Annotated in this window: 23 protein-coding genes; 15 read left to right on the top strand and 8 right to left on the bottom strand. The window is 68.4% G+C overall.

Translation table 11 applies throughout. The features are described 5' to 3' along the window. Positions 1–209 precede the first annotated feature (209 nt). From AB0O71_RS09700 to AB0O71_RS09690, 3 genes are all read left to right on the top strand, one after another. On the top strand, positions 210–1,382 hold the full coding sequence (locus AB0O71_RS09700; RefSeq protein ID WP_363744719.1) for an acetyl-CoA C-acyltransferase: 1,173 nt from the start codon (positions 210–212) through the stop codon (positions 1,380–1,382). 34 nt (positions 1,383–1,416) lie between these two features. Next, on the top strand, positions 1,417–2,229 hold the full coding sequence (ppgK, locus tag AB0O71_RS09695; RefSeq protein ID WP_363744717.1) for a polyphosphate--glucose phosphotransferase: 813 nt from the start codon (positions 1,417–1,419) through the stop codon (positions 2,227–2,229). A gap of 73 nt (positions 2,230–2,302) precedes the next feature. Then, positions 2,303–3,409, top strand: a complete 1,107-nt coding sequence (locus tag AB0O71_RS09690; protein ID WP_363744715.1) for an FUSC family protein — start codon at positions 2,303–2,305, stop codon at positions 3,407–3,409. Positions 3,410–3,434: 25 nt separating this feature from the next. Here the strand turns inward: AB0O71_RS09690 and AB0O71_RS09685 are convergent, their stop codons facing one another. The 5 genes from AB0O71_RS09685 to AB0O71_RS09665 form a co-directional block, all read right to left on the bottom strand. Beyond that, positions 3,435–3,926: a DUF3237 domain-containing protein gene (locus AB0O71_RS09685; protein ID WP_363744713.1), complete on the bottom strand. Its 492-nt coding sequence runs from the start codon at positions 3,924–3,926 to the stop codon at positions 3,435–3,437. After that, the gene (locus AB0O71_RS09680; RefSeq protein ID WP_363744711.1) at positions 3,923–4,411 is read right to left on the bottom strand and encodes a MarR family transcriptional regulator; all 489 of its coding nucleotides are present in this window, start codon (positions 4,409–4,411) and stop codon (positions 3,923–3,925) included. The genes AB0O71_RS09685 and AB0O71_RS09680 overlap by 4 nt, the downstream gene beginning before the upstream one ends. A gap of 15 nt (positions 4,412–4,426) precedes the next feature. Continuing rightward, positions 4,427–5,668: a flavin-dependent oxidoreductase gene (locus AB0O71_RS09675; RefSeq protein ID WP_363744709.1), complete on the bottom strand. Its 1,242-nt coding sequence runs from the start codon at positions 5,666–5,668 to the stop codon at positions 4,427–4,429. A gap of 120 nt (positions 5,669–5,788) precedes the next feature. After that, a complete protein-coding gene (locus AB0O71_RS09670) occupies positions 5,789–6,802 on the bottom strand; it encodes an aldo/keto reductase family protein (RefSeq protein WP_363744706.1) in 1,014 nt (337 codons plus the stop codon). Between the two features lie 83 nt (positions 6,803–6,885). Further along, complete coding sequence (locus AB0O71_RS09665) at positions 6,886–7,659, bottom strand: SDR family oxidoreductase (RefSeq protein WP_363744704.1); 774 nt, start codon at positions 7,657–7,659, stop codon at positions 6,886–6,888. Positions 7,660–7,771: 112 nt separating this feature from the next. On the opposite strand from AB0O71_RS09665, the gene AB0O71_RS09660 reads away from it, so the two are divergent. From AB0O71_RS09660 to AB0O71_RS09645, 4 genes are read left to right on the top strand one after another with little or no spacing between them, the layout of a single operon-like run. Beyond that, on the top strand, positions 7,772–8,518 hold the full coding sequence (locus AB0O71_RS09660) for a 3-oxoacid CoA-transferase subunit A (protein ID WP_363744882.1): 747 nt from the start codon (positions 7,772–7,774) through the stop codon (positions 8,516–8,518). After that, positions 8,515–9,174 (top strand): 3-oxoacid CoA-transferase subunit B, encoded by a 660-nt coding sequence (locus tag AB0O71_RS09655; RefSeq protein WP_363744702.1) that lies wholly within the window; start codon positions 8,515–8,517, stop codon positions 9,172–9,174. The genes AB0O71_RS09660 and AB0O71_RS09655 overlap by 4 nt, the downstream gene beginning before the upstream one ends. Then, the gene (locus AB0O71_RS09650; RefSeq protein WP_363744700.1) at positions 9,171–10,340 is read left to right on the top strand and encodes a thiolase family protein; all 1,170 of its coding nucleotides are present in this window, start codon (positions 9,171–9,173) and stop codon (positions 10,338–10,340) included. The genes AB0O71_RS09655 and AB0O71_RS09650 overlap by 4 nt, the downstream gene beginning before the upstream one ends. A gap of 41 nt (positions 10,341–10,381) precedes the next feature. Then, entirely contained in the window at positions 10,382–11,173 is a 792-nt protein-coding gene (locus AB0O71_RS09645) for an IclR family transcriptional regulator C-terminal domain-containing protein (RefSeq protein WP_363744698.1), read from the top strand. Between the two features lie 27 nt (positions 11,174–11,200). Here the strand turns inward: AB0O71_RS09645 and AB0O71_RS09640 are convergent, their stop codons facing one another. Next, positions 11,201–11,638 (bottom strand): hypothetical protein, encoded by a 438-nt coding sequence (locus tag AB0O71_RS09640; RefSeq protein ID WP_363744696.1) that lies wholly within the window; start codon positions 11,636–11,638, stop codon positions 11,201–11,203. A gap of 34 nt (positions 11,639–11,672) precedes the next feature. Then, positions 11,673–12,443: a dimethylargininase gene (gene ddaH / locus AB0O71_RS09635; RefSeq protein ID WP_363744694.1), complete on the bottom strand. Its 771-nt coding sequence runs from the start codon at positions 12,441–12,443 to the stop codon at positions 11,673–11,675. Positions 12,444–12,544: 101 nt separating this feature from the next. On the opposite strand from ddaH, the gene AB0O71_RS09630 reads away from it, so the two are divergent. Further along, positions 12,545–13,186: a TMEM175 family protein gene (locus tag AB0O71_RS09630; protein ID WP_363744692.1), complete on the top strand. Its 642-nt coding sequence runs from the start codon at positions 12,545–12,547 to the stop codon at positions 13,184–13,186. 116 nt (positions 13,187–13,302) lie between these two features. Beyond that, positions 13,303–15,474, top strand: coding sequence for an AAA family ATPase (locus tag AB0O71_RS09625; protein ID WP_363744690.1), 2,172 nt, complete (start codon positions 13,303–13,305; stop codon positions 15,472–15,474). Positions 15,475–15,498: 24 nt separating this feature from the next. Here AB0O71_RS09625 and AB0O71_RS09620 read toward each other — a convergent pair whose 3' ends face one another. Next, entirely contained in the window at positions 15,499–16,386 is an 888-nt protein-coding gene (locus AB0O71_RS09620) for a MurR/RpiR family transcriptional regulator (protein WP_363744688.1), read from the bottom strand. A 121-nt stretch (positions 16,387–16,507) separates the two neighbouring features. Between AB0O71_RS09620 and AB0O71_RS09615 the strand changes: the two genes are divergently transcribed. Genes AB0O71_RS09615 through AB0O71_RS09590 form a run of 6 tightly spaced genes read left to right on the top strand, consistent with a single transcriptional unit; the run spans position 16,508 to position 22,836 of the window. Continuing rightward, the gene (locus tag AB0O71_RS09615; RefSeq protein WP_363744686.1) at positions 16,508–17,722 is read left to right on the top strand and encodes a C45 family peptidase; all 1,215 of its coding nucleotides are present in this window, start codon (positions 16,508–16,510) and stop codon (positions 17,720–17,722) included. A gap of 21 nt (positions 17,723–17,743) precedes the next feature. Beyond that, positions 17,744–19,390 carry an ABC transporter substrate-binding protein gene (locus AB0O71_RS09610; protein ID WP_363744684.1) on the top strand — a complete coding sequence of 549 codons (1,647 nt, stop codon included), beginning with the start codon at positions 17,744–17,746 and terminating at the stop codon, positions 19,388–19,390. A 5-nt stretch (positions 19,391–19,395) separates the two neighbouring features. After that, the gene (locus tag AB0O71_RS09605) at positions 19,396–20,346 is read left to right on the top strand and encodes an ABC transporter permease (protein WP_363744682.1); all 951 of its coding nucleotides are present in this window, start codon (positions 19,396–19,398) and stop codon (positions 20,344–20,346) included. Further along, positions 20,343–21,191 carry an ABC transporter permease gene (locus AB0O71_RS09600; protein WP_090146305.1) on the top strand — a complete coding sequence of 283 codons (849 nt, stop codon included), beginning with the start codon at positions 20,343–20,345 and terminating at the stop codon, positions 21,189–21,191. The genes AB0O71_RS09605 and AB0O71_RS09600 overlap by 4 nt, the downstream gene beginning before the upstream one ends. A 5-nt stretch (positions 21,192–21,196) precedes the next feature. Then, positions 21,197–21,991, top strand: a complete 795-nt coding sequence (locus AB0O71_RS09595; RefSeq protein WP_363744680.1) for an ABC transporter ATP-binding protein — start codon at positions 21,197–21,199, stop codon at positions 21,989–21,991. Beyond that, the gene (locus AB0O71_RS09590; protein WP_363744677.1) at positions 21,988–22,836 is read left to right on the top strand and encodes an ATP-binding cassette domain-containing protein; all 849 of its coding nucleotides are present in this window, start codon (positions 21,988–21,990) and stop codon (positions 22,834–22,836) included. The genes AB0O71_RS09595 and AB0O71_RS09590 overlap by 4 nt, the downstream gene beginning before the upstream one ends. The last annotated feature ends 24 nt before the right edge of the window (positions 22,837–22,860 follow it).

Here is a 22,860-nt window from a genome sequence, read left to right as displayed (position 1 = left end):
CCGCGAATGCCAGCACGCGAGGCATCCGCGTATTCTCGAGCTGACCGCGAACCGGCGCACGCGAGCCGGATGATGGAATACATGCACATCGAGGCGCATCGTTCCCGTGCAGGGACGCGCCTCGGATACCGGGCCGCATGCGTCATGATGGGTGCAGTCCGCCGCAGCACCGATGGGTGCAGTCCGCCCCACCACCGAGGAGCCAGCCGATGACCGCACTCATCGCGGGATACGCCCGCACCCCGTTCACTCGTTTCACCGGACAGCTCGCCGCGCAGCCGGCTACCGTGCTGGGCGCCCACGCGGTGCGCGCCGCCCTGCAGCGAGCAGGCGTCGCCCCCGCTGACGTCGACGCGGTCGTGGTCGGCCAGGTGCTGCAGGCGGGCGCCGGCCAGAACCCGGCCCGTCAGACGGCGGTGGGCGCGGGGATTCCCCTCGAGGTGCCTGCCATAACGCTCAACGCCGTGTGCCTCTCCGGGGCCGAGGCCGTCTCGCAGGCTGTGCGCCTCATCAATAGCGGCGAGGCGGAGATCGTCGTCGCAGCCGGCCAGGAATCGATGTCGCTCGCTCCCCACGTGCTGCCGTTGCGCGCGGGAACGAAGTACGGCGACGCCGCCCTCGTCGACACGGTCGACCGCGATGGGCTCTCTGACGCATTCGACCAGGTGGCCATGGGCGCGCTCACCGAGACCGGCAATACGCCGCTCGGGCTGACCCGCGAAGAGCAGGACGCCTTCGCCGCAGCGTCGCATCAGCGCGCAGCCGCATCTGCCGACTTCCTCGCCGGCGAGATTGAGCCGTTCACGGTGACTTCGCGTCGGGGCGAAACAGTGGTCGCCAGCGACGACGGCGTGCGCTCCGAGACCACCGCGGAAACACTGGCGGGTCTGCGGCCGGCCTTCTCGAAGGAGGGCACCATCACCGCGGGCAACGCCTCGCAGATCACCGACGGCGCTGCGGCGCTCGTGATCGTGAGCGAGGCGGCGGCCGAGCGGCTCGGCCTCGCGCCGCTCGCTCGCGTCGAGGCGACCGCCTTCGTCGCCGGCCCCGACACGCATCTGCACTCGCAGCCAGCGCGGGCTATCGAGGCCGCACTGGCGAAGACCGAGGGGATCGCGATCGCCGACCTCTCCATCGTCGAGATCAACGAGGCATTCGCGGCCGTCGGCGTGCAGTCGACGCGCGAGCTCGGCCTCGATCCGAGCGTCGTGAATCCCCACGGCGGGGCGATCGCTCTGGGCCATCCGATCGGGGCCTCCGGTGCTCGCATCATCGGTACGCTCGCGCGGCAGCTCGCTGAGCAGGGCAGCGGATCGCAGGGCGCCATTGGCATCTGCGGCGGCGGCGGGCAGGGCAGCGCCGTCGTGCTCCGCGCCGTGTAGCGGGCGCACCATCGCTGCCGATACACTCGCCGCTATGGGACTGCAGCACGCAGCCATCGGCATCGACGTCGGTGGCACGGGTATCAAGGGCGCCGCGATCGATGTGACGACGGGCGAGAAGATCAGCTCTCGGCACAAGGTTGCGACCCCGGCAGGCGGGGCGCCGGCCGATATCGCTCGCGAGGTCGGGTTGATGGCGGGTGCGATCCGCGAGGAGCTCGCGGCCGACGGATTCGCCCTGCCCGAAGCGCTCCCCGTCGGCGTCACCCTGCCCGGCGTGGTGCGCGACGGCGTGATGCGCACCGCAGCGAACATCGACCTCAGCTGGATCGGCACCGACGCGCATGCGCTGCTCTCGGCCGCCGTCGCAGCGCCGTGCACGGTCGTGAACGACGCGGATGCCGCGGGCATCGCCGAGGTCGCGTTCGGCGAGGTCAGCGGGCTCCCCGGCGTCACGCTCGTGCTCACCTTCGGAACGGGGATCGGCTCGGCGCTCGTGGCCGACGGCGTGCTCGTGCCCAACTTCGAGCTCGGTCACCTCGAACTCGATGGGTTCACCTCGATCGAACGCCACACGGCTGCGAAGGTGATCGAGCGCGAAGGCATCACGCTCGAGGAGTGGGCATCGCGTGTCTCCCGGTACATCGGTTACCTCGAGAAGATTCTGAACCCCGACCGATTCGTACTCGGTGGCAGCATCAGCAAGGCCTCTGACAGTTTTCTTCCGTTCGCCGGTGTCACGGTGCCGGTCGTACCGGCGCGACTGCGCAACAACGCCGGCATCATCGGCGCCGCCCGGCTCGCAGCGGAGGCGATCGATCCCGAATCGAGCAATTCCGCGCCCTGAACGCAACGCCTGAGCGTCCCTCGTACTCCGCACCTGGGAGAATAGGTGCGGCGCGAGCGGACGGAGGGCGAGCATGGCGGAGGCGGTCGGAGACGGTGAGTCCTCTCGACCCGATCGCCGCACGCCGCCCACCGCCGTGATCAAAGCGGTGCGCAGTCTTGTCGAGATGCCCGCCGGCCCGGGCCCGCGGCTCTGGATCGCGCTGCGCGCTGCGCTCTCCATCGGCGTTCCCTTCGGCCTGCTGACGGCGCTGGGGTACGAGGGCATCGGGTTGCAGACCGCCGCCGGAGCGTTCGTCGCGCTCTTCGCCGCGAGTCTCGCCGCTGCGGAGCGCACCAAAGTGCTGCCGTTCGTCGCGCTCGCGCTCATCGGGTCTGCAGCGCTCGGAGCGGCGCTGTCGCCCTGGCCCGTGCTCCTGGGAACTGGGCTCGTCGTCGTCGCCGGAGCGACTGCGGCGCTGTCGTTCGCCTTCCGGCTCGGCCCGCCCGGGCCGGTGTTCTTCGTGCTGAGCTACGGCTTGGCGGGCAACATCACTGCGGTCGTCGACGGAGAGCGGCTGAACTCGCCGCTGGTGCTGATCGCGGCACTCGCGGGCGGCGCGCTGTTCTCGTATCTGCTCGCGCTCGCACCGTTGCTCCGCGACGCCGAGCGGTCACAGCCGGTGCGGCCCCTCGGCGAGCTGCTGCCCGGCCCCTGGTTGGGGCCGGGGGAGCGCCGGCTGATCCTGCGCATTCTCATCGTCGCCGTCGTCGGCACCGTCGTCACCATGCTCTGGATCGACCCGCACCGCGCATACTGGACCGTGTCTGCGGGTGTCGCGGTTATCGGCCTGAGCGCCGTGCGCCGCCACTCGCTCGCCCGCGGGCTGCACCGCACCGTCGGCACTCTCGTCGGCGCGGCCCTGTACCTCGCGATCGCACCGCTCGGCGCTTTCCCCGTCGCGCTCGTGGTGCTGCTCACCGGGCTGCAGTTCATCATCGAACTCGTCGTGGTGCGCAACTACGCCCTCGCCCTCGTGTTCATCACCCCGCTCGTGCTCCTCCTCACGGGGGCCGCGGCGGGTGGAGGCGATCTCATGGGCGCCGCATCGGAGCGCGTGCTCGACACGCTCATCGGTTCGGTTATCGCAGTGGTCACGGCGCTGCTGCACCGACGAGTGGTGAAGGATCGGCCGGAGTGATGGGGCGCTCCGGTGCACCGCACGACTACACGAAGCGGTAGGTCGCGTACCGCACAGCGTTCGCCGTGCGCTCGGCCACGGCGAGGTACAGCGAGCGCTCGAGGTGCGCGAGCGCCGGGGCTGAGGTTTCGATGGTCACCATGGTGCGGAAGTAGTACTCGGAGGGGTCGACCGTCTCGCCCTTGAGCAACGATTCGAGCACGTGCGGCTCTCCGCTGCGCACCCCCGACGCCTGCAGGTAGAGCAGCTCGCCGTCGGCGGTGCGCGCCGAGTAGCGGCCGTCGATCTCGATCGAGCCGTCGGCGCGCACGACTTGCCAGTCGGCGCCCCCTGGCAGGATCTCGGCATCGACCTCACCACTGATGCTGCCCCCGAGAATCGGGATGATCCTCCGGTGGCCGGCCCGGGTGCGGCCGTGATCCTCGATGGCACCGAGCTCGACGGAGACGTCGAACACGTGCTCGAGGCCGGGGGTTGGAAGCTCAGATTCCGACGGGCGCGCTGCGGGAGGGGTCATGAGGTGCTCCGTTCTTCGGTGACGCGGGGGAGTGGCTGTTCGTGTGCGATGAGGAGAGCTCCGAGCAGTCGTTCGAGTGCAGGCAGTGCGGTGGCGATCGACGCCAGGTCGTCGCCGGCGAGTGTTTCGAGCGACTCCCCGAGAATGCGGGTGCTCGCGCGGTCGTAGGCGGTGAAGAGCGCCCGGGCACGTTCCGAGGTCGTCACCAGTACGCGGCGGCCGTCGGCCTCGTCCGGTCGGCGCTCGACGAGCCCGGCTCGCTGCATCGAGGCGAGCAGGTTGCTCACCGTGGAGCGGTCGAGGTGCAGAGCCTCGGCGAGATCGCTGGGTGCGAGCGCCGTGCCGGAGGGGAGTGCGCGGATGACCTGGATCTGGGATTCCGGAATCTCGGGGAGGTCTCCCGCCGCGCGAGCTGCGGTGAGGAGCGCTCGCCGCAGCGGCGAGATTACTCCGGCAAGGCGTGCCGGATCAACCTCGGCTGTCATCGCGTCGCCCACTCCTCAGCGCTCGACGGTCAACGAAGCGCGGGCGTTCAGCATCTCGGGATGGAACCCCGCCGCCTGCTTGTACGCGGTCGCCACCTCCGCTAGCTCGGCCTCGGGAATCACGTCGTGGATGTGCGAGAAACCCTCAGGCGCACGCTCCGCGGCGAGCACCATCACCTTCTCTGGGCCGGCCTGGCGCGTCTGCTCGAGCAGTGCCGCGGTGGCGGGTCGCCGATCGGCTTCGTACGCGCGGAGGCCGTCCCGTGGGGTGGGGGCGTGGGCGAGGTGGAATGCCAGCGTGCGGGCGTCGAGGGTCGCTTGCGAGCCGCCGTTCGAGCCGTTGGGGTACATCGCATGCGCGGCATCTCCGAGGAGCGTGGTGCGCCCGAACGTCCACTGCGGGAGCGCGTCGCGATCCACCATCGGATATTCGAGGATCTCGTCGGCGCTCGCGATGAGGCCGGGAATGTCGATCCAGTCGAACGCCCACTTGCGGAAGAGTTCGACGATGGGCTTCGGGTCGATGGGGTGGTTCCAGTCCACCTGGCCGGATCCTGCTCCCCGCTGCTCAGCGATGAAGTTGATGGGCATGCGTCCGTCGTCTCCGACGGGGCCGAGGGGGTACGCGACGAACTTCTGCTCGCCGTCGCCCACCATCACCATCGTGCTGCCGTCGAGGAACGGTTCGGCGTACGCGACACCGCGCCAGAGGGTGAGCCCATTGGAGGGGGGAGCTCCCTCTTCCGAGTAGCGCTCTGCGCGCACAGCCGAGTGGATGCCGTCGGCGGCGATCACGACGTCGGCCGACACGGTGACCTCGCCGGCCTCCGTCGTGAATCGCGCCAGATCCTGCTCCTCCCCGTGTTCCACGGAGACGACCCGGTGCCCGGTGCGGATGATGTCGCCGACACGCTGCTCGACGAGGTCGCGGAGCGCGATCTGTAGCCGCCCGCGGTGCACGGAGAGCTGGGGCCAGGAGTACCCCGCGGCGGTGCCGCGAGGCTCGCTCCAGATGGGCTGGCCGTGGCGGTTGTAGTAGGCCAGCGTGGTCGGCTCGACCCCGAGTGCGGCGATGTCGTCGACGATGCCGAGTTCGGTGAGCTCGCGCACGGCATGCGGCAGCAGATTGATGCCAACCCCGAGGCCGCGGATCTCCTCAGACCGCTCGTAGACCTCGATGTGCTCGAAGCCCGCGGCGTGCAGGCTGAGGGCGCTGAGGAGCCCGCCGATACCGGCTCCGATGATGACGATCTTCATTGATCACTCCAGTTCGCGGGATCACTCCCCAGTAGTTTTGTCGCAAAACTAACACGGGAGGGCGGGGTGCGCAAGCGCACCGCACTCCCTCCCGTGCTCGGCGAAGAGTGATGTGCCGGATCAGACCAACCGGGTCTTCGGCGACACCTCGTACGTGTCGGCGGCGTCGCGGTTCGGAATGTCGCCGAGTACGGAGTCGATCGCCGCGAGCGTGTCGGCGTCGAGCACGACTCCTGACGCCTTCACCGTGTCGGCGAGCTGCTCGGGGCGCGATGCCCCCACGAGGGCCGCGGCCACGTTCGGGTTCTGCAGCACCCACGCGATCGCGAGCTGCGGCATGGTGAGCCCGGCCTGCTCGGCGATCGGCTTCAGGCCCTGCACCGCCTTGAGAATCTTCTCGTCCAAGAACTTCTGCATGAACTCCGCACCGCTCTTGCCATCGGTCGCGCGCGACCCCGACGGCACGGGCTGGCCCGGCAGGTACTTGCCGGAGAGCACGCCCTGCGCCATGGGCGACCAGACGATCTGCGAGATGCCGAGCTCCTCGGATGCCGGAACGACCTTCCCCTCGATCACGCGGTGCAGCATCGAGTACTGCGGCTGGTTCGAGATGAGCTGCACGCCGAATTCGCGCGCGAGCTGGTGCCCCTCGCGCAGCTGCTCGGCGGTCCATTCCGAGACGCCGATGTAGAGCGCCTTGCCCTGCCGCACGACGTCGGCGAACGCCTGGAACGTCTCTTCGAGCGGCGTCTCGTAGTCGAAGCGGTGAGCCTGGTACAGGTCAACGTAGTCGGTGCCGAGGCGGCGGAGCGAGCCGTTGATCGATTCGAGGATGTGCTTGCGGCTCAGCCCGGTGTCGTTCGGCCCCTTCTGGCCGGTCGGGAAGTACACCTTCGTGAAGATCTCGAGACCCTCGCGGCGCTGACCGTCGAGCGCACGCCCGAGCACGGCCTCGGCGGCGGTGTTCGCGTACGTGTCGGCGGTGTCGAACGTGGTGATGCCGGCGTCGAGCGCCGCGTGCACCGTCTTGATCGCCGCGTCGTCGGCGACCTGAGACGCGTGCGTCACCCAGTTGCCGAAAGTGATTTCCGAGACCTTGAAGCCGCTGTTTCCGAGATACCGATAGTTGACCATTGCCTCAGCCTATGCCCGCTCGGCGTGTGCGGGCAGTGAGTCGGATGAATGTGCGGTGAGGGCCGCGCGAGTATGGATGCGGTCTAGTTCAGAGCGCCGTCGTTCGTCGTCGAGGCGCGTTCGAGCAGTCGGTCGGGCAGCACGTGGATGAGCGGCGCGAGGAGTCGGTAGCGCCAATCGGAGATCAGGACGCTCCGGCCGCGTCGAACTGCGGAGAGTCCCTCCTGCGCGACGCGGGCGGTGCTCGCCCAGGCGATCCGTGGGAGGCGGGGCAGGTGATCCTCTCCCATGCGCGCATGGAATTCGGTGTCGAGCAGGCCCGGGCAGAGAGCGGTCACGCGCACGCCGCGACGGCGGTAGCGCGCGTTGAGGGAGCGCGAGAGCGACACGATCGCCGCCTTCGCGGCTCCGTAGGTGCCCGTCGGCGTGAATGCGGCGACGCTGGCGACGTTCAGGATCCAGCCGTAGCCCCGGTCGAGCATTCCCGGGACGGCGGCGTGCGACAGGTGGAGCGGCACCCATGACAGCAGTTCGTGCAGCCTCCGCTCGTCGTCGAGTTCGCTCGTCTCGAAGCCGTCGGCAACACCGAATCCCGCGTTGTTCACGAGGATGTCGACGGGACGATCCCGCGCGCTGAGCCGGCCCGCCACCCGCTCCAGGTCGGGAGCGCGGGTGAGGTCGGCTGGCAGCGCGGAGGCGTCGATGCCGTGGCGATCCCGCAGCTCGGAGGCCAGGATCTCGAGCCGTTCGCGGTCGCGTGCGACGAGCACGAGGTCGACGCCCGCGGCGGCGAGCTGCCGGGCGAACTCGGCTCCGAGTCCTGTCGATGCGCCGGTGATCAGTGCGGTAAGCGGCATCGGCCCAGTCTGCCAGCACGCGGTGCGGACGACCAGGGGTGTGCCCCACCGCCGCAATCGGGTAGTGTATTCGCATGACGAACTACACTTCGCTGTGCGAAATAACGCGATCATGATCGACAAGACGGTGCCGGATCCCGCGGCCGCGGTGGCGGGCATTCACGACGGCGCTACGGTGATGATCGGCGGTTTCGGCAGAGCCGGGCAGCCCATCGAGTTGATCGACGCACTCATCGCCCACGGCGCGAGCGACCTCACGATCGTGAACAACAACGCGGGAAACGGTGACGACGGCCTCGCCGCGCTGCTCGCCGAGCGTCGCGTACGCAAGATCATCTGCTCGTTCCCCCGACAAGCGGATTCCTGGGTGTTCGACGGGCTCTATCGCGCAGGCGCAATCGAGCTCGAACTCGTGCCGCAGGGCAACCTCGCGGAGCGGATCCGCGCGGCCGGCGCCGGCATCGGCGCCTTCTACACCCCCACGGGCGTCGGCACGGAACTCGCGGCCGGCAAGGAGATTCGCGAGATCGCTGGGCGAGCATACGCGCTCGAGTACCCGATTCGCGCCGACTTCGCGCTGATCAGTGCGTGGAACGCCGACCGCTGGGGCAACCTCGTCTATCGTGAGACCGCGCGCAATTTCGGTCCGATCATGGCGGCGGCCGCGCAGACGACGATCGCGCAGGTCGGCACGGTGGTCCCGCTCGGCGACATCGATCCGGAGGTCGTGGTGACTCCCGGCATCCACGTGGATCGCGTGGTCGCCGTCGGCGAGCGCCGTTGGTTGCGCGACGGCGTCTTCGTGGGAGGCGTGGACCTCGCAGGAGCGCCCGTGCAGACCGAGGGGGACACCGCATGAGCACCCGCATCACCCGCGAGGAGCTCGCGGCACGCATCGCAGCCGACATCGCCGAGGGGTCCGTCGTCAACCTCGGCATCGGTGCGCCGACCCTGGTCGCCGACTACCTGCCGGACGACGCCGAGATCATCCTGCACACCGAGAACGGCATGCTCGGCATGGGTCGAGCACCTGCCGCCGGACGCGTCGATCCCGATCTCATCAACGCAGGCAAACAGGCGGTGACCGCCGTCGCCGGCGCCGCCTACTTCCACCACGCGGACTCCTTCGGCATGATGCGCGGGGGTCACCTCGACGTGTGCGTGCTCGGGGCGTTCCAGGTCGCGGCGAACGGCGACCTGGCCAACTGGTCGACCGGGGCGCCGGGCGCGATTCCGGCGGTGGGCGGCGCAATGGACCTCGCGATCGGCGCGAAGCACGTGTACGTGATGACCGATCTGCTGACGAAGCAGGGGGAGTCGAAGCTCGTCGCGGCCTGCTCGTACCCACTGACGGGCGCTGCCTGCGTGTCGCGGGTGTACACGGATCACGCGGTGTTCGATGTCACGGCGGAGGGCTTTGCCGTGCGCGAGCTGTTCGGCGACACCACACTCGACGACCTGAGCGCGGCCACGGGCCTGCGCTTGATCGATGCGACCTCGGAGGTTCGGCCATGACCGGAGCATTCATCTACGACGCTGTGCGCACGCCGTTCGGCCGAGCCGGGGGAGCCCTTTCCGGTGTGCGCCCCGACGATCTCGCCGCGACCGTCATGCGAGCGAGCGCGGAACGCGCGGGCATCGATCCCGCGAGCATCGACGACGTGATCTTCGGCGATGCGAATCAGGCCGGCGAAGACAACCGCAACGTCGCGCGCTTCGGCGCCCTGCTCGCAGGCTTCCCCACCACCGTCACGGGAACGACCGTCAATCGGCTCTGCGCATCGTCGGTCGAAGCGGTGATCCAGGCCGCGCGATCGGTCGAGTCTGGCGACGCTCAGATCGTGCTGGCCGGCGGCGTCGAATCGATGAGCCGGGCTCCCTTCGTCGTGGAGAAATCGGCGAAACCGTGGCCGTCGGTCGGCAACCAGACGATGTGGAACACCTCCATCGGGTGGCGCATGGTGAACCCGGCGTTCCCCGCGCCGTGGAGCATCTCGAACGGCGAGTCCGCCGAGAGGATCGCACGCGAGTGGAGCATTTCGCGCGAGCGCCAGGACGCGTTCGCGGTGCGCTCGCATCAGCGGGCGGCGGCGGCGTGGGCGGACGGAGTGTTCGACGACGAGATCGTGCAGGTGCCGGGAGCGGAGCTCGCTCGAGACGAGGGGATACGCGACGGTTCGACCGTCGAGAAGCTCGCCGCCCTACGACCGCTGTTCGCGGCCGACGGGACCGTCACCGCGGGGAACGCCTCGTCGATCAACGACGGCGCATCGGCGGTCCTCATCGGCGGCGAGGGGGCGATCACCGCAGAGCCGCTCGCCCGCATCGCGGGACGCGCGACGCACGGCGTGGATCCCGACCTCTTCCCCATCGCCCCGATCGAGGCGGCGAATCGGGCGCTCGCGCGATCCGGGCGCAGCTGGGCCGACGTCGACTTCGTCGAACTGAACGAAGCCTTCGCGTCGCAGTCGCTCGCCTGCCTGGCCGGGTGGCCGGAGCTCGACCCGGAACGGCTGAACGTGCACGGTGGCGCGCTGGCGATCGGGCACCCGCTCGGAGCATCAGGGGGGCGCATCATCGGGCGGGCGGCTCACGGGTTGCGGCGTCTCGGCGGGGGTGTTGCCGTGGTCGCGATCTGCATCGGAGTGGGGCAGGGGCTCGCTGTCGTGCTCGAACGATGACACGTGCGGAGGCCATCGGGTCGGGCCGGTAAGGTGGGCGCGTGAATGTGCATTCAGAACCCGCGGGCGAGGCGGCGAGCGGCGACTTCGTGCAGTCGCTCGCGCGCGGGCTCGCCGTGATCCGGGCCTTCGACGCGGAGCATCCGGAGCTCAGTCTCAGCGACGTTTCACGGCGGGCCGGAATTCCTGCGGCGGCTGCGCGGCGGTTTCTGCGCACGCTCGAGACGCTCGGGTACGTGCGCTCCGACGGACGCGCCTTCGCCCTGACCCCGCGAGTGCTCGAACTGGGGTTCAGCTACCTCTCCGCCCTTTCGCTTCCCGAGGTGATGCAGCCGCACCTCGAGCGGCTCTCACGTGAGACCGGCGAATCGGTGTCGGCCGCGGTGCTCGCGGGCAGCGACATCGTCTACGTCGCCCGGGTGCCGACGCGGCGCATCATGACCGTCGGCATCACCATCGGCACCAGCTTCCCCGCGTACGCGACGAGCATGGGGCGGGTGCTGCTCGCCGCGTTGCCCGAATCGGAAGCCGAGACCGTGCTCGCGCATGCTCCGGCGCCCGCGCTCACGCAACGGACCCTCACCGACCCCGAGCGGCTCCGCGCTGAGCTCCAGCGCGTGCGCGAGCAGGGGTGGGCGATCGTAGATGGCGAGCTCGAGGTGGGGTTGCGGTCTGCTGCAGCCCCCATTCGTCGTCGCGATGGGTCAGTCGCCGCGGCGGTGAACGTGTCGACGAGTGCGAGCAGAGACTCGCTCGCTCGGCTCCGCGACGAGCATGTTCCGCGTCTGCTGGAGACGACCGCCGCGATCACGGAGGATCTGCGGCACGTGTAATCGCCGATTCTCGACCGCCGCCGCCGCTCAGTGCCCGCGCCCGCGGCGCATCGCCTGGAGTGCTCCGCACGACCACAGAGCCCACAGCACGAGGAGTGGCTGAAACACCAGCCGGATCCCGCGCGCGGCATCGCTCTCGAGCCCGAACGCGTCTGAGCGGGTCACGAACTGCGAGATGTTGCCGGGGAACACTGCGACGAAGAACGCGGCGACCACCCATCCGATCGGCACGCGCAGTCGGCCGAGCACCGCGACCGCACCGCCGAGGGTGATCTCGACGATGCCAGAGGCGACCACCACGAAGTCCTTGTCGGCAGGCACCCAGTCGGGCACCTGCGCCTGGAACTCCCGCCGCGCGAAGGTCAGGTGCGCGATCCCCGCGAACAGGAGCGCCAGTCCCAGGAGCACGCGAGCGACGTGCTGCAGGGGCGTCGCCCGCGGCGGTGCGGTGGTGAGTGCGCTCATGATTGGGCCTCCCGGGTTGCGGTGAACGGACGTGTCAGTGGGCGTTGCGCACCCGCACCGAGAGGCAGGTGGGGCAGCCTTCGAGCTTCTCGTACTCCGCGAGCGCGACCTCGGTCACCGTGTAGCCCAGGTCGCGAAGCATCTCTGCGGTTCGGGGAGCCGAAGCTGAGATGATGAGCTCGGACTCGCTGAGGCAAACCACCGCGGTGCCGTGCGGTTCGGGTACGGGGAGGAAGCGGTCGAAGATGTCGGAGTTGTCGACGAACTCCGGGTAGCCGATGACCGTGCCGTCAGGGAGCGCGGTCACCGCGGTCTTGAGGTGCAGCACTTTCGTGACCGGGACGCCGACGACCTTCGCGCCCAGCGGGGCCAGGATGCGACGCAGCTGCGCGACGCCCTCGGCGTTCGTGCGGCCGCCGCGGCCGACGTAGACGGTGTCGCCGATCTTGAGCACATCGCCGCCGTCGAGGGTGCCGGGTTCGCGAATGTCGGCGATCGGGAGGCCGAGCTCTTCGAGCGCCTTCCGAGTGCCGGCCGTCTCGGGCTTGCGGCTGTCGGCGCCCGGGCGCGAGATCACGGCGACGTTGCGGAACATCACGACCGTGTCTTCGACGAACACGGAATCCGGGCAGTCATCGGCGGCGTCGACCTCGATCGTCTCCCAGCCATGCGAGCGCAGTGCCGCAACGTACCCGTGCCACTCCTCCAGCGCGCGCTCGAGATCCACGGCCACCTTCTCGATGTGGTCGACGATCCCGTTGTCGAGCAGGGGGCTGGGCTTGCGCACGAGGGCGATCTTGGACATGGGTGGAGTTCCTCCGAAGTCGGGTACGAGTCGAGACCAGGCTATCGGCACCGGTACAGAGCCGGCTGCGCAAGCGAGGCGCCCGCGCCTACACTGACCCCATGGCAGCTGAGGCGGATCCCCACGGGCACATGGGCTACGCAGTCGATCGCGTCCGGGCGTTCGTCGATGGTGTCGTCGCCATCGCGCTCACGCTCCTGATCCTGCCGCTCATGGAAAGTGTGGGAGAAGTCGCCGGCGCGGGTGAAGACGCTGTGACGTGGCTCCGCGAGCACGACGGGCAATTGCTGAGTTTCGTACTGAGCTTCGTGCTGATCGCGATGTTCTGGATGATCCACCATCGCCTCTTCGTCACCGTCGAGCGAGTCACATCGACACTCATCTGGTTGCTCATCGCGTGGATGCTGACGATCGTCTGGTTGCCGGTGGCCACGGCGATCGCCGGGCGCATGGACGACGACGATGGCGTCGCACGGGCGCTGTACATCGGCAGCCTGCTCCTCGCCGCGCTCGCGTCGCTGCTCGTGCGGCTCTTTCTCCGCGCGCATCCGGCGCTGCACACGGCCAGTCGAGGTCAGCTGGTCGACGGGGTCATCGTTGACCTGGCACTCGCGCTGCTCTTCGGCGTCGCGCTCGTGCTGACGCTCGTGGTTCCCGGTATCGGGTACTCGGCGATGTTCGTGATGCTGCTCTCCACTCCGGTGCAATGGCTGCTGCGCCGCGTGATCGGAGTCCGGGCCTAGCGGAACCGCGGGCAAGGCGCTAAACTTGAGTCATACACACTCAAGTTTGTGAGAATGCCTGATCAACGGGGCGCTTCAAGCGTCCGCACACCGTCAGTCATCGCGAAAGGACCCACATGCAGGCCAATTGGACGCCCGCCCAGGGCGAAGGAGAGCAGCAGTCGGCGCTGGAGCAGTTCGGCGTCAACCTGACCGAGGTGGCCCGTTCGGGCAAGCTCGACCCGGTCATCGGCCGCGACTCCGAGATTCGGCGAGTCAGCCAGGTGCTCACCCGTCGTACGAAGAACAACCCCGTGCTCATCGGCGACCCCGGCGTCGGCAAGACTGCCGTGGTCGAGGGGCTCGCGCAGCGCATCGTCGCCGGCGACGTCGCCGAGTCGCTGAAGAACAAAGAGCTCATCTCGCTCGACATCTCCGCGCTCATCGCGGGCGCCAAGTACCGCGGCGAGTTCGAGGAGCGCATGAAGGCGGTGCTGCAGGAGATCAAAGACTCTGACGGCAAGTTCATCACGTTCATCGACGAGCTGCACACCCTCATGGGGGCTGGCGGTGGTGAGTCCTCGGTCGCGGCGTCGCAGATGCTCAAGCCGATGCTCGCCCGGGGCGAGTTGCGGCTCATCGGCGCCACCACCCTCGACGAGTACCGCGAGTACATCGAGAAGGACGCCGCGCTCGAGCGTCGCTTCCAGCAGGTCTACGTCGGCGAGCCGTCGGTGACGGACACGGTGGCGATCCTCCGCGGGCTGAAGGAGCGGTACGAGGCGCACCACAAGGTGACGATCGCCGATTCCGCGCTCGTCGCAGCAGCGGCTCTCTCCGACCGGTACATCACGGCGCGACAGCTGCCCGATAAGGCCATCGATCTGATCGACGAGGCGGCAAGTCGCCTGCGCATGGAGATCGATTCCGCCCCGGTCGAGATCGACGAACTGCGACGAGCGGTGGATCGACTGAAACTCGAAGAGCTCGCGCTCAAGAAGGAGAAGGACGACGCCTCGAAGGAGCGTCTCGCCAAGCTGCGCGAAGATCTCGGGGCGAAGCGCACTGAGCTCGACGCGCTCGAGGCTCGATGGGAGCGCGAGCGCGACTCCCTGAACCGCGTAGGTGCGCTGCGTGAGAAGCTCGACCAGTTGCGCATGGAGGCCGAGGTCGCCCAGCGCGAGGGCAAGCTCGAGAAGGCGTCCAAACTGCTGTACGGCGAGATCCCGGTCATTCAGAAACAGCTCACGGAGGCCGAGGACGCCGAGGCGCAGGGGGCGGCCGGTGATGAGGATCGCATGGTCAACGATCAGGTCACCGATGAAGACATCGCCGGCGTCGTCGCGGCGTGGACGGGGATTCCCGTCGGGCGTCTGCTGCAGGGCGAAACCGAGAAGTTGCTCGCACTCGAGCACGAGCTGGCGAAGCGGCTCATCGGTCAGAACGATGCCGTACGCGCGGTCGCGGACGCGGTGCGCCGTACGCGGGCCGGGATCGCCGACCCCAATCGGCCGACCGGATCCTTCCTCTTCCTCGGGCCCACCGGTGTCGGCAAGACCGAGCTCGCCAAGGCGCTCGCCGAGTTCCTCTTCGATGACGAGCACGCCATGGTGCGCATCGACATGTCGGAATACGGCGAAAAGCACTCGGTCTCGCGGCTCGTCGGCGCTCCTCCGGGATACGTCGGGTACGAGCAGGGCGGTCAGCTCACCGAGACGGTGCGGCGCCGGCCGTACTCGGTCGTACTGCTCGACGAGGTGGAGAAGGCGCACCCCGAGGTCTTCGACGTGCTGCTGCAGGTGCTTGACGATGGGCGCCTGACCGACGGGCAGGGCCGCACGGTCGACTTCCGCAACGTCATCCTGATCCTCACGTCGAACCTCGGCAGCCAGTACCTGATCGATCCCGACATGGTGTGGAGCGACAAGGAGAGCGCGGTGCGCGAGACGGTGCGGCGCGCGTTCAAGCCCGAGTTCATCAATCGTCTCGACGAGATGGTGATCTTCCACCCGCTGAGCGTCGCCGACCTCGCGCAGATCGTCGAACTGTCGATCGACCGGTTGCAACTGCGATTGGCGGATCGGCGCCTTACGCTCGCGGTGACCCCCGACGCACGCAGCTGGCTCGCATCGCGCGGATACGATCCGATCTACGGCGCCAGGCCGTTGCGCCGTCTCATGCAGAAGGAGATCGACGACCGCCTCGCGCGGGCCATCCTGTCGGGAGAGGTGCGCGACGGCTCTGCGGTACGCGTCGACGTGGCGGCCGACGGAGACGGGCTTGAGCTCTCGGTGATGCCAGCGGTTTAGGAAACGGCTCGGTGCGGGGGTGCCTCAGTATCCGAGGCGCCCCCGCAGGTCGTTGAGGGCCTGGGATGAGCGCAACGCTGTATCCGGGCCGACGGCGGAAACGCCCTGCACCAGCACATCGCCCGTAAGAACGCCGGCGATGCCCTCCGCGGTGAGGCCAGTCGGAGTGTGCGGTGCGGTGAGCGATGCGGTGACACGTGCCCCGAGCTGCTCGTGCAGCTCGTCCGTGATGAGCAGCACGCTGGCGCCCACGAGCTGAGCCTGGTCGAGCAAGGCCTCGATGTCGCGCGTGACGCGTCCCGGTGCGAAGATCACCAGCAGATCGCGCGCGCCGAGGCTCATCACCTCGTCGGCGAGCCTGAAGCCGTCGGTCGTCAGCCGCCGCGTGCCGACGCCGATGCGGCGGAGGCGCAGCGCGAGGTGATCGGCTGCGATTCCCGACGCGCCCAATCCGTAGCAGAACACGGTGTCGGCGTGCACGATGAGATTGACGGCGGTCGAGTACTGGGCGTCGCTGTTGGCGCGGCTTGCGAGGGCCACCAGATCCTGCGCCTCGCTCCAGATCTCGCGCTGGATCTGACCGAGGTCTTGCCCCAGATGCTCAAGGCGGCTGCGGAGCCTGACCTCGGGCGCGACGCTGGAGCTGAAGGGTGCCGCGACCTCCTGCTTGAGTTCCGAGAGGCCGGCGTAGCCGAGCGTCTGCAGGGTGCGTACCACCGATGCGTTGGAAGTCTTGCTCTGCGCGCCGAGCTCGGCGGCGCTCGCATACAGCAGCCGCTCTGCCGACATCGCGGTGAGCACGCGACTCACCGCCCGCTCCGATTTGGCAAGACCATCCCAGCGCTCCGCAATGCGTTCCCTCAGGCGTGTAAGCGCACGGTTGTCCGTATCACTTGTTACAAACGGTTCCATTGCTGTATCGTTCTGTCCTAATGATGGTAATTCCGTAATGGATGTTCCACTCATCATTCTCCCGGGAGCGGGAGAGCGCAAGCGGGATCGCCGGAGAACGGTGATCGGATAAGGGGTCAGGATGGGCGCAGCAACCGGCATTCGAGTGCTCGAGGTGAGCGGGACGCCGCGTGAACGTGGACGTCAGTACGGTGCGGGCGCGAGTGACCTCATCGCAGCAGCCATTGGCTACTACTCGGAAGCACTCACGCAGCAGACCGGAATGTCCTGGGCCGAGATCACCGAGTCTGCGGCTCAGTGGTTGCCGGTATCGGAGCGGCTGGCGCCCCACCTGGTCGAGGAGATGCGCGGCATCGCGGAAGGAGCGGGCGTCTCGTTCCTCGAGATCGTGACGCTCAATGTGCGCGGCGAGTTCGTCTACAACTACCAGGCGCGCAGCGCGGATGCCGCAGCGGCCGAAGACGAGCGTGACGCCGTTGACGGCTGCACATCGTTCTTCCTCACCGGTCAGGCGAGTGGAACCGGGCACACACTCGTCGGCCAGAACTGGGACTGGCGCACCCTGACCGCTGGCACCACCCTCGTGCTCCGCATCGTGCAGGATCCCTTGCCCACCGTCGTCATGCAGCTCGAAGCCGGCCAAGTCGGTCGGCACGGTGCGAACTCCGCAGGGATCGCATTGAACGCCAACGGTCTCGGTGGCAGTTTCGGCAGTGAGATCGGTCTGCCGCAGACGATCATCCGCCGCCTCGTGCTCGACCGGCACGACCTCGCAGGCGCTTTGAAGACACTGGTGAAGACGCGCCCCCACATCGCGAGCAACGCCCTGCTCGCGCACCGGAGCGGATACGGGATCGACCTCGAGACCACGCCGCACGGCGTCGACTGGATCTTCCCCGACGCGCAGGGCGTGATCGCGCACACCAACCATTTCCAGGCCTCGGTGCCGCCCCAGCTCGCCGGGCACTACCGGCCCGTTTCTGCGGATTCACTGCTGCGCCTGCCGCGCGTGAGAGCGGGGCTCGATCGAGTGGCCGCGGCGCGGGACGCCGACGAGAGCCTGGCACTCGTGCGCACGGCGATGTCGGATCACCTCGGATTCCCAGAGGGAGTCTGCACGCACCCCGACTCGAACTCCCCGGGCCTGAAGCAGTGGTCGACGCTGCTGTCGAGTTGCGTCGACCTCACCACCGGCGAGTACCGTGTGGCGCCCGGCTTCCCGTGCGAGACCGAGTACGAACTGCTCCCCTGGAACCTGTACGACGGGCCCGGTGGCTCGGAGCACGACGAGATCCCCGAATTCCGCACGCAACACATCGCTGTAGACCAGCACTGAAGCTGAGAAGGAGACATTTCAATGAAGAAATCACTGCAGACGGGAGCCCGCGTGGCCCTCGGGCTGAGCGCGGCCGCCGCGCTCGCGCTGACCGGATGCTCGGGCTCGGGCGGATCCTCCGCTGAATCGGCTCCGCTCGAAGCGCCTTTCGGCGACATGACGCCCGCCGCAGCGGGCCCGATCGATTCCGTCACCTGGATGCTGGGCAGCGAGCCCACCACCATGGATTCCGACATCGATGCCACCACCGCCGACGACACCGTGCTCGCGAATGTCTGCGACCGGCTCATGCAGGTGCAGCCCGATCTGACGCTCGGCAACGGCATCGCGTCCGAAGCCGAGTGGGTCGATGAGACGCACGTCGTGTTCACGATCCGACAGGACGCGACGTTCCACGACGGGAGCCCGGTCTCGACGGGTGACGTTCTCTGGAGCATGCAGCGCCATGCCGCAGAGGGCGCCGCGGAATCGGACGAATATCAGAACGTCGTCTCGATGGACCAGACCGGTGACGATCAGATCACGGTGACGATGACGCAGCCCGACGCCATCTTCCTGCAAGCGATGGCAGGCGACGGCGGAATCGTGTGGAACCCCCGGGTGATCGAAGCCGAGGGCGACGACTTCGGCGGGCCCGGCTCCGCTTCGGCGTGCAGCGGCCCGTACCAGATCACCGCGTGGGAGCCGGGATCCCAGCTTACGATCGAGAAGTTCGACGGATACTGGAACACCGACATCGATGCGAGCGCCGAACAGGTCGTCTTCCGCTGGGCAGACGAATCGGCGATCGCCAACAGCCTCACGGCAGGAGAAGCGCAGGGCGCGTATCTGGAGAACGCCGGATCGGCTGCTGCCTTCGCGCAGAGCGCCGACGTTTCAGTCTTCCAGGGGCCCTCGACGAACGCGTGGGTGCTCGAGACGACGGATCGAGGGATCCTGACCGACACCGATGTGCGACGCGCCCTCTCCCTCGCCCTCGACCGCGAAGGTGTCGCAGCCGCGGCATTCAGCGGGCTGGCGCAACCGTGGAAGACGCCGGTGGGTGCAGGTGCCTGGGGCTACGAGGTCGAGGCGTTCGAAGCCGCGTTCGACGAGCTCGACGGAGCGCCCGCCACACCCAGCGAAGACGATCTCGCGCAGGCCGGGCAGCTCATCGCCGACGCCGGTGTCACAGGTGAACAGCTCGTCGTCGCATCGAACGGGTCGTCATCGCATAACGTGATCGCCAACGCTCTGGTCGCCGCTGCGAAGGGCATTGGGCTCGAGGCGGAGATCCTCGTGGTGCCGCAGGCGCAGTACGGCGACTTCTACTCCGACGCGGAACTCCGAGGTCAAGCAGATCTCTGGCCCGACGAGTACTACATCTCGAAGAACGACCCGCTCGGCTTCTACAAGAACGGGAAGTCGGATGCGAGCGTGAACTTCGGCGTCTTCCAGGATCCCGAGTACGACCGGATCGTCGACGAGGCGTACGCCGCTACCGACGATACCGAGCGCGCCGAGCTCACCATCGACCTGCAGCAACGATGGGTCGAGAACGCCGTCTGGATTCCGGTCGTCGCCACGCCGTCCACGCTGGTCATGTCGGACGCGGTGACCGGAGTGCCGTCCTCGGCGGCCTTCATCTACTACCCGTGGGCCGCCGACCTCGGAACGGCGGAGGGCTGATCCCGATGGTCCGCGCCCTGCGACGGGTCGGCGGCATGCTGCTGACCCTCGTGATCGCCTCCTTCATCATCTTCGCCGCGATGTACGCGGCGCCGGGCGATCCCGTCACCTTCCTCATCGGCAATCCTGAGAACCTCACACCCGAACGCATCGCGAGCGTTCGCGCGCAGTACCACCTCGACGAGCCGCTGCTCGCGCAGTACTGGCACTGGGCGTCGGGCGTCGTCACCGGCGACTTCGGCCGCTCGTTCCAATACCACCAGCCGGTCGGCGACATCCTCGCCGCACGCGTGCCGATCACGCTCTCGCTCGTCGCGTACGCGTCGATCCTGTTCGCCATCGGCGGTATCGGGCTCGGCGTGCTCGCCGCGGTGCGCCGCGGAAAGCCCACCGATACCGCGATCGTCGGCGGTACGACCCTCGCCGCGAGCATCCCATCGTTCGTGCTCGGCATCGCGCTGGTGGCGCTCTTCGCCGTGCAACTGCGCTGGTTCCCGGTCGCGGGAGCGGGATCGGGCGGTGCCGAACGCGTCTGGGCGCTCACGCTGCCCGCCCTCACGCTCGCGATCGGCGCACTCGCCATCGTGAGCCGCGTCACCCGCCAGTCGATGATCGAGCAGTTCTCGTCGGAGCACGTCGAGGCCGCACGGGCGACGGGACTCGCGGAGCGCTTCGTTGTGCGAGACCACGTGCTGCGCGGCTCGTGGGGGCCGATCATCACGATGGTCGCGCTCGTCATCGCCAGCATGATCGCGGGCACGGTCGCGGTGGAGACCGTCTTCGGCATCTCAGGCGTCGGCTCGCTGCTCGTCGACGCGATCAACACCCACGACTTCCCGGTCGTGCAGTCCGTGCTGCTCTTCATGGTCATCGCGTACATGGTCGTGACGACGGTCGTCGACCTGCTGCTGCCCGTGCTCGACCCTCGCATCAACCGAACGGCGGTGTCCGCATGACCGCACTGATCCTTCCGCGACTCCAGAGCAAACGCCGGCGCAGCACTGCGCTCGGCACGTGGGTCTCCGCAGCTTTTCTCGCGCTCGTGACAGGGGCCGCACTGCTCGGCCCCGTACTCGCTCCCTACGACGCCGACGAGATCGACTTCGCCGCGATCTGGGCCGGGCCAGGCGGCGGTCATCTGCTCGGCACCGACCAACTCGGGCGCGACCTGTTCTCCCGTCTGCTCATCGGGGCCGGCGAGACGCTCATCGGGCCAGTACTCCTCTTGGTGCTGGCCACGGTGCTCGGCGTCACCATCGGCGTCGTCGCCGCGTGGCGGGGCGGCTGGGTCGACACGCTCCTCGCCCGCATCACCGATGTCATGTTCGCCTTCCCCGGCTTGCTCTTCGTCGTGCTGGTCATTGCCGTCTTCGGCAAAGGGCCGGTGACGGCGATCGTCGCCCTCGCCCTCGCGTACGCTCCTGTGATCGCGAAGTACACTCGCAGCCTCGCCCTGAGCGAGATCGCGCGCCCGTACGTCGACGCCTACCGGGTGCAGGGCATCGGCGGGCTCGGCATCTGCCTCCGCGCCATCGTGCCGAATCTGCTCCCAGCGCTCGTCGGGTACCTCGTCGTGCTCTTCGGGGAAGCGCTCATGAGCCTCGCGACGCTCAGCTTCCTCGGATTCGGTGCGCAGCCGCCCAGCTCCGAGTGGGGGCTGATGGTCCAAGAAGGGCAGGCGGGCATCATCCAGGGGCACTTTCTGCCCACGCTCATTCCCGGCGCCGCCATCGCCCTCGTGGTGATCGCCGTCAACATCATCGGCGTGCGCGTCGCCGACCGACTGCTCGCGAAAGGGTGAGCCGCATGCTCTTGGAAATCGAACAGCTGCACCTCTCGTTCGTCGCGGGCGACACTCCAGCTCATATTCTCACCGGCATCGACGTGGACGTAGCACCCGGCGAGCTCATCGGCCTCGTCGGCGAATCCGGGTCGGGCAAGTCGACGACGGTACGCGCCGCGCTCCGGCTCTACGGCGACGAGGCGGAGATCTCCGGCCGCATTCTGCTGGACGGCGTCGACATGGTGCAGGCGGATGCGACGGAGCAACGCCGAGTGCGGGCCTCATCGGTGGCGCTCGTGCAGCAGGATCCGCGAGCGGCGCTCAACCCGGTGCGCCGCATCGGGGATTCGCTCGCCGAGCGACTGGTCAAGGTGCACGGGATGCGTCGGGCCGAAGCCGACGAGCGCATCCTGACGCTACTCACCGAGGTGGGACTCACGCACCCTGAACGTCGGATGCGGCAGTACCCGCACGAACTCTCGGGCGGCATGCTGCAGCGCGTCGTCATCGCGGGGGCGCTGAGCACGGACCCCAAGCTCATCCTCGCCGACGAGGCAACGAGCGCGCTCGATGTAACGACGCAGGCCGAGATCATCGCGATGTTCCAGCGCCAGATCCGCGAACGCGGGCTCGGCATGCTCTTCATCACGCACGACCTGCATCTCGCAGGAGCGATCTGCGACCGGATCCACGTGCTGCAGCGCGGAGAGATCGTCGAAACGCTGCAGCGTCCCGGTCTCTTCGACGCTGCATCGCACCCGTACACGCGCACGCTCATCGAGTCTGCGCCCGCTCTCGCTCGGAAGGGGCGCTCATGAGTCTCGTCGAAGTCGATGCCCTGCATCGGGTATTCCGCATGGCCCGCCGCACCGAGGGCGTGACGGCCGTGAACCGGGTCTCGTTCAGCATCGGCGCCGGAGAAGCGGTGGGGCTCGTGGGCGAGTCGGGATCGGGCAAGTCGACGATCGCGCGGATTCTCGTGGGGCTGGAACGCGCCGATTCCGGCACGGCCACCATCGAGGGTCTCGACTGCCTCACCCCCGCTCGCGGCCGAGCCGCGCGCCTGCGTCGAGCACGGGCGGTGCAGATGGTCTTCCAGGATCCGAACGGGTCGCTGGATCGGCGGCTGCCGATCGGTGAGATGCTGCAGCGCACGCTCCGGCTGCACGGCCGCTCAGCGTCGACGGCCGCCGCGCGTGCCGAGGCGCTGCGGCTCCTCGATCAGGTGCGGTTGAGCGAACGGCATGCGGCCGCGAAGCCGCATGAACTCTCGGGCGGTCAGCGCCAGCGTGCGGCGATCGCCCGCGCGCTCGCCGTCCAGCCGAAACTGGTCGTACTCGATGAGGCGGTCTCCGCTCTCGACGTCTCGGTCCAGGCTCAGGTGCTCGACCTGCTGGCCGAGATTCAGCGGGATTCCGGGGTCAGCTACCTCTTCGTGAGCCACGATCTCGCCGTGGTGCAGCAGCTGTGCCAGCGCACGCTCGTGCTGTTTCGCGGGGCGATCGTGGAGCAGGGCGCAACCGAGCGAGTGCTCGACACCCCGCAGCACCCCTATACGCAACTCCTCATTGCGTCGACTCCCGGTGCCGATTGGGACCCGGAGCGCGTGGTGCGCGATCGCATGACGTTCACACAGCGCATGGCGGTGCTGTCGGAGGAGTGACGCGTCGTGCGGGGGTGCGCCTCG

The organism is Leucobacter sp. NPDC077196 (genome assembly GCF_040687075.1).
Classification (GTDB): Bacteria; Actinomycetota; Actinomycetes; order Actinomycetales; family Microbacteriaceae; genus Leucobacter.
Note: the sequence above shows the minus strand (reverse complement) of the source record. Positions and strands in the feature narration are given on the sequence as shown.

What these genes read in the sequence shown, in the direction of transcription:
- AB0O71_RS09700 (WP_363744719.1), top strand. Translation starts at nt 210, where the DNA reads ATGACCGCACTCATCGCGGGATACGCCCGCACCCCGTTCACTCGTTTC.
- ppgK (WP_363744717.1), top strand. Translation starts at nt 1,417, where the DNA reads ATGGGACTGCAGCACGCAGCCATCGGCATCGACGTCGGTGGCACGGGT.
- AB0O71_RS09690 (WP_363744715.1), top strand. Translation starts at nt 2,303, where the DNA reads ATGGCGGAGGCGGTCGGAGACGGTGAGTCCTCTCGACCCGATCGCCGC.
- AB0O71_RS09685 (WP_363744713.1), bottom strand. Translation starts at nt 3,926, where the DNA reads ATGACCCCTCCCGCAGCGCGCCCGTCGGAATCTGAGCTTCCAACCCCC.
- AB0O71_RS09680 (WP_363744711.1), bottom strand. Translation starts at nt 4,411, where the DNA reads ATGACAGCCGAGGTTGATCCGGCACGCCTTGCCGGAGTAATCTCGCCG.
- AB0O71_RS09675 (WP_363744709.1), bottom strand. Translation starts at nt 5,668, where the DNA reads ATGAAGATCGTCATCATCGGAGCCGGTATCGGCGGGCTCCTCAGCGCC.
- AB0O71_RS09670 (WP_363744706.1), bottom strand. Translation starts at nt 6,802, where the DNA reads ATGGTCAACTATCGGTATCTCGGAAACAGCGGCTTCAAGGTCTCGGAA.
- AB0O71_RS09665 (WP_363744704.1), bottom strand. Translation starts at nt 7,659, where the DNA reads ATGCCGCTTACCGCACTGATCACCGGCGCATCGACAGGACTCGGAGCC.
- AB0O71_RS09660 (WP_363744882.1), top strand. Translation starts at nt 7,772, where the DNA reads ATGATCGACAAGACGGTGCCGGATCCCGCGGCCGCGGTGGCGGGCATT.
- AB0O71_RS09655 (WP_363744702.1), top strand. Translation starts at nt 8,515, where the DNA reads ATGAGCACCCGCATCACCCGCGAGGAGCTCGCGGCACGCATCGCAGCC.
- AB0O71_RS09650 (WP_363744700.1), top strand. Translation starts at nt 9,171, where the DNA reads ATGACCGGAGCATTCATCTACGACGCTGTGCGCACGCCGTTCGGCCGA.
- AB0O71_RS09640 (WP_363744696.1), bottom strand. Translation starts at nt 11,638, where the DNA reads ATGAGCGCACTCACCACCGCACCGCCGCGGGCGACGCCCCTGCAGCAC.
- ddaH (WP_363744694.1), bottom strand. Translation starts at nt 12,443, where the DNA reads ATGTCCAAGATCGCCCTCGTGCGCAAGCCCAGCCCCCTGCTCGACAAC.
- AB0O71_RS09630 (WP_363744692.1), top strand. Translation starts at nt 12,545, where the DNA reads ATGGCAGCTGAGGCGGATCCCCACGGGCACATGGGCTACGCAGTCGAT.
- AB0O71_RS09625 (WP_363744690.1), top strand. Translation starts at nt 13,303, where the DNA reads ATGCAGGCCAATTGGACGCCCGCCCAGGGCGAAGGAGAGCAGCAGTCG.
- AB0O71_RS09620 (WP_363744688.1), bottom strand. Translation starts at nt 16,386, where the DNA reads ATGGAACCGTTTGTAACAAGTGATACGGACAACCGTGCGCTTACACGC.
- AB0O71_RS09615 (WP_363744686.1), top strand. Translation starts at nt 16,508, where the DNA reads ATGGGCGCAGCAACCGGCATTCGAGTGCTCGAGGTGAGCGGGACGCCG.
- AB0O71_RS09610 (WP_363744684.1), top strand. Translation starts at nt 17,744, where the DNA reads ATGAAGAAATCACTGCAGACGGGAGCCCGCGTGGCCCTCGGGCTGAGC.
- AB0O71_RS09605 (WP_363744682.1), top strand. Translation starts at nt 19,396, where the DNA reads ATGGTCCGCGCCCTGCGACGGGTCGGCGGCATGCTGCTGACCCTCGTG.
- AB0O71_RS09600 (WP_090146305.1), top strand. Translation starts at nt 20,343, where the DNA reads ATGACCGCACTGATCCTTCCGCGACTCCAGAGCAAACGCCGGCGCAGC.
- AB0O71_RS09595 (WP_363744680.1), top strand. Translation starts at nt 21,197, where the DNA reads ATGCTCTTGGAAATCGAACAGCTGCACCTCTCGTTCGTCGCGGGCGAC.
- AB0O71_RS09590 (WP_363744677.1), top strand. Translation starts at nt 21,988, where the DNA reads ATGAGTCTCGTCGAAGTCGATGCCCTGCATCGGGTATTCCGCATGGCC.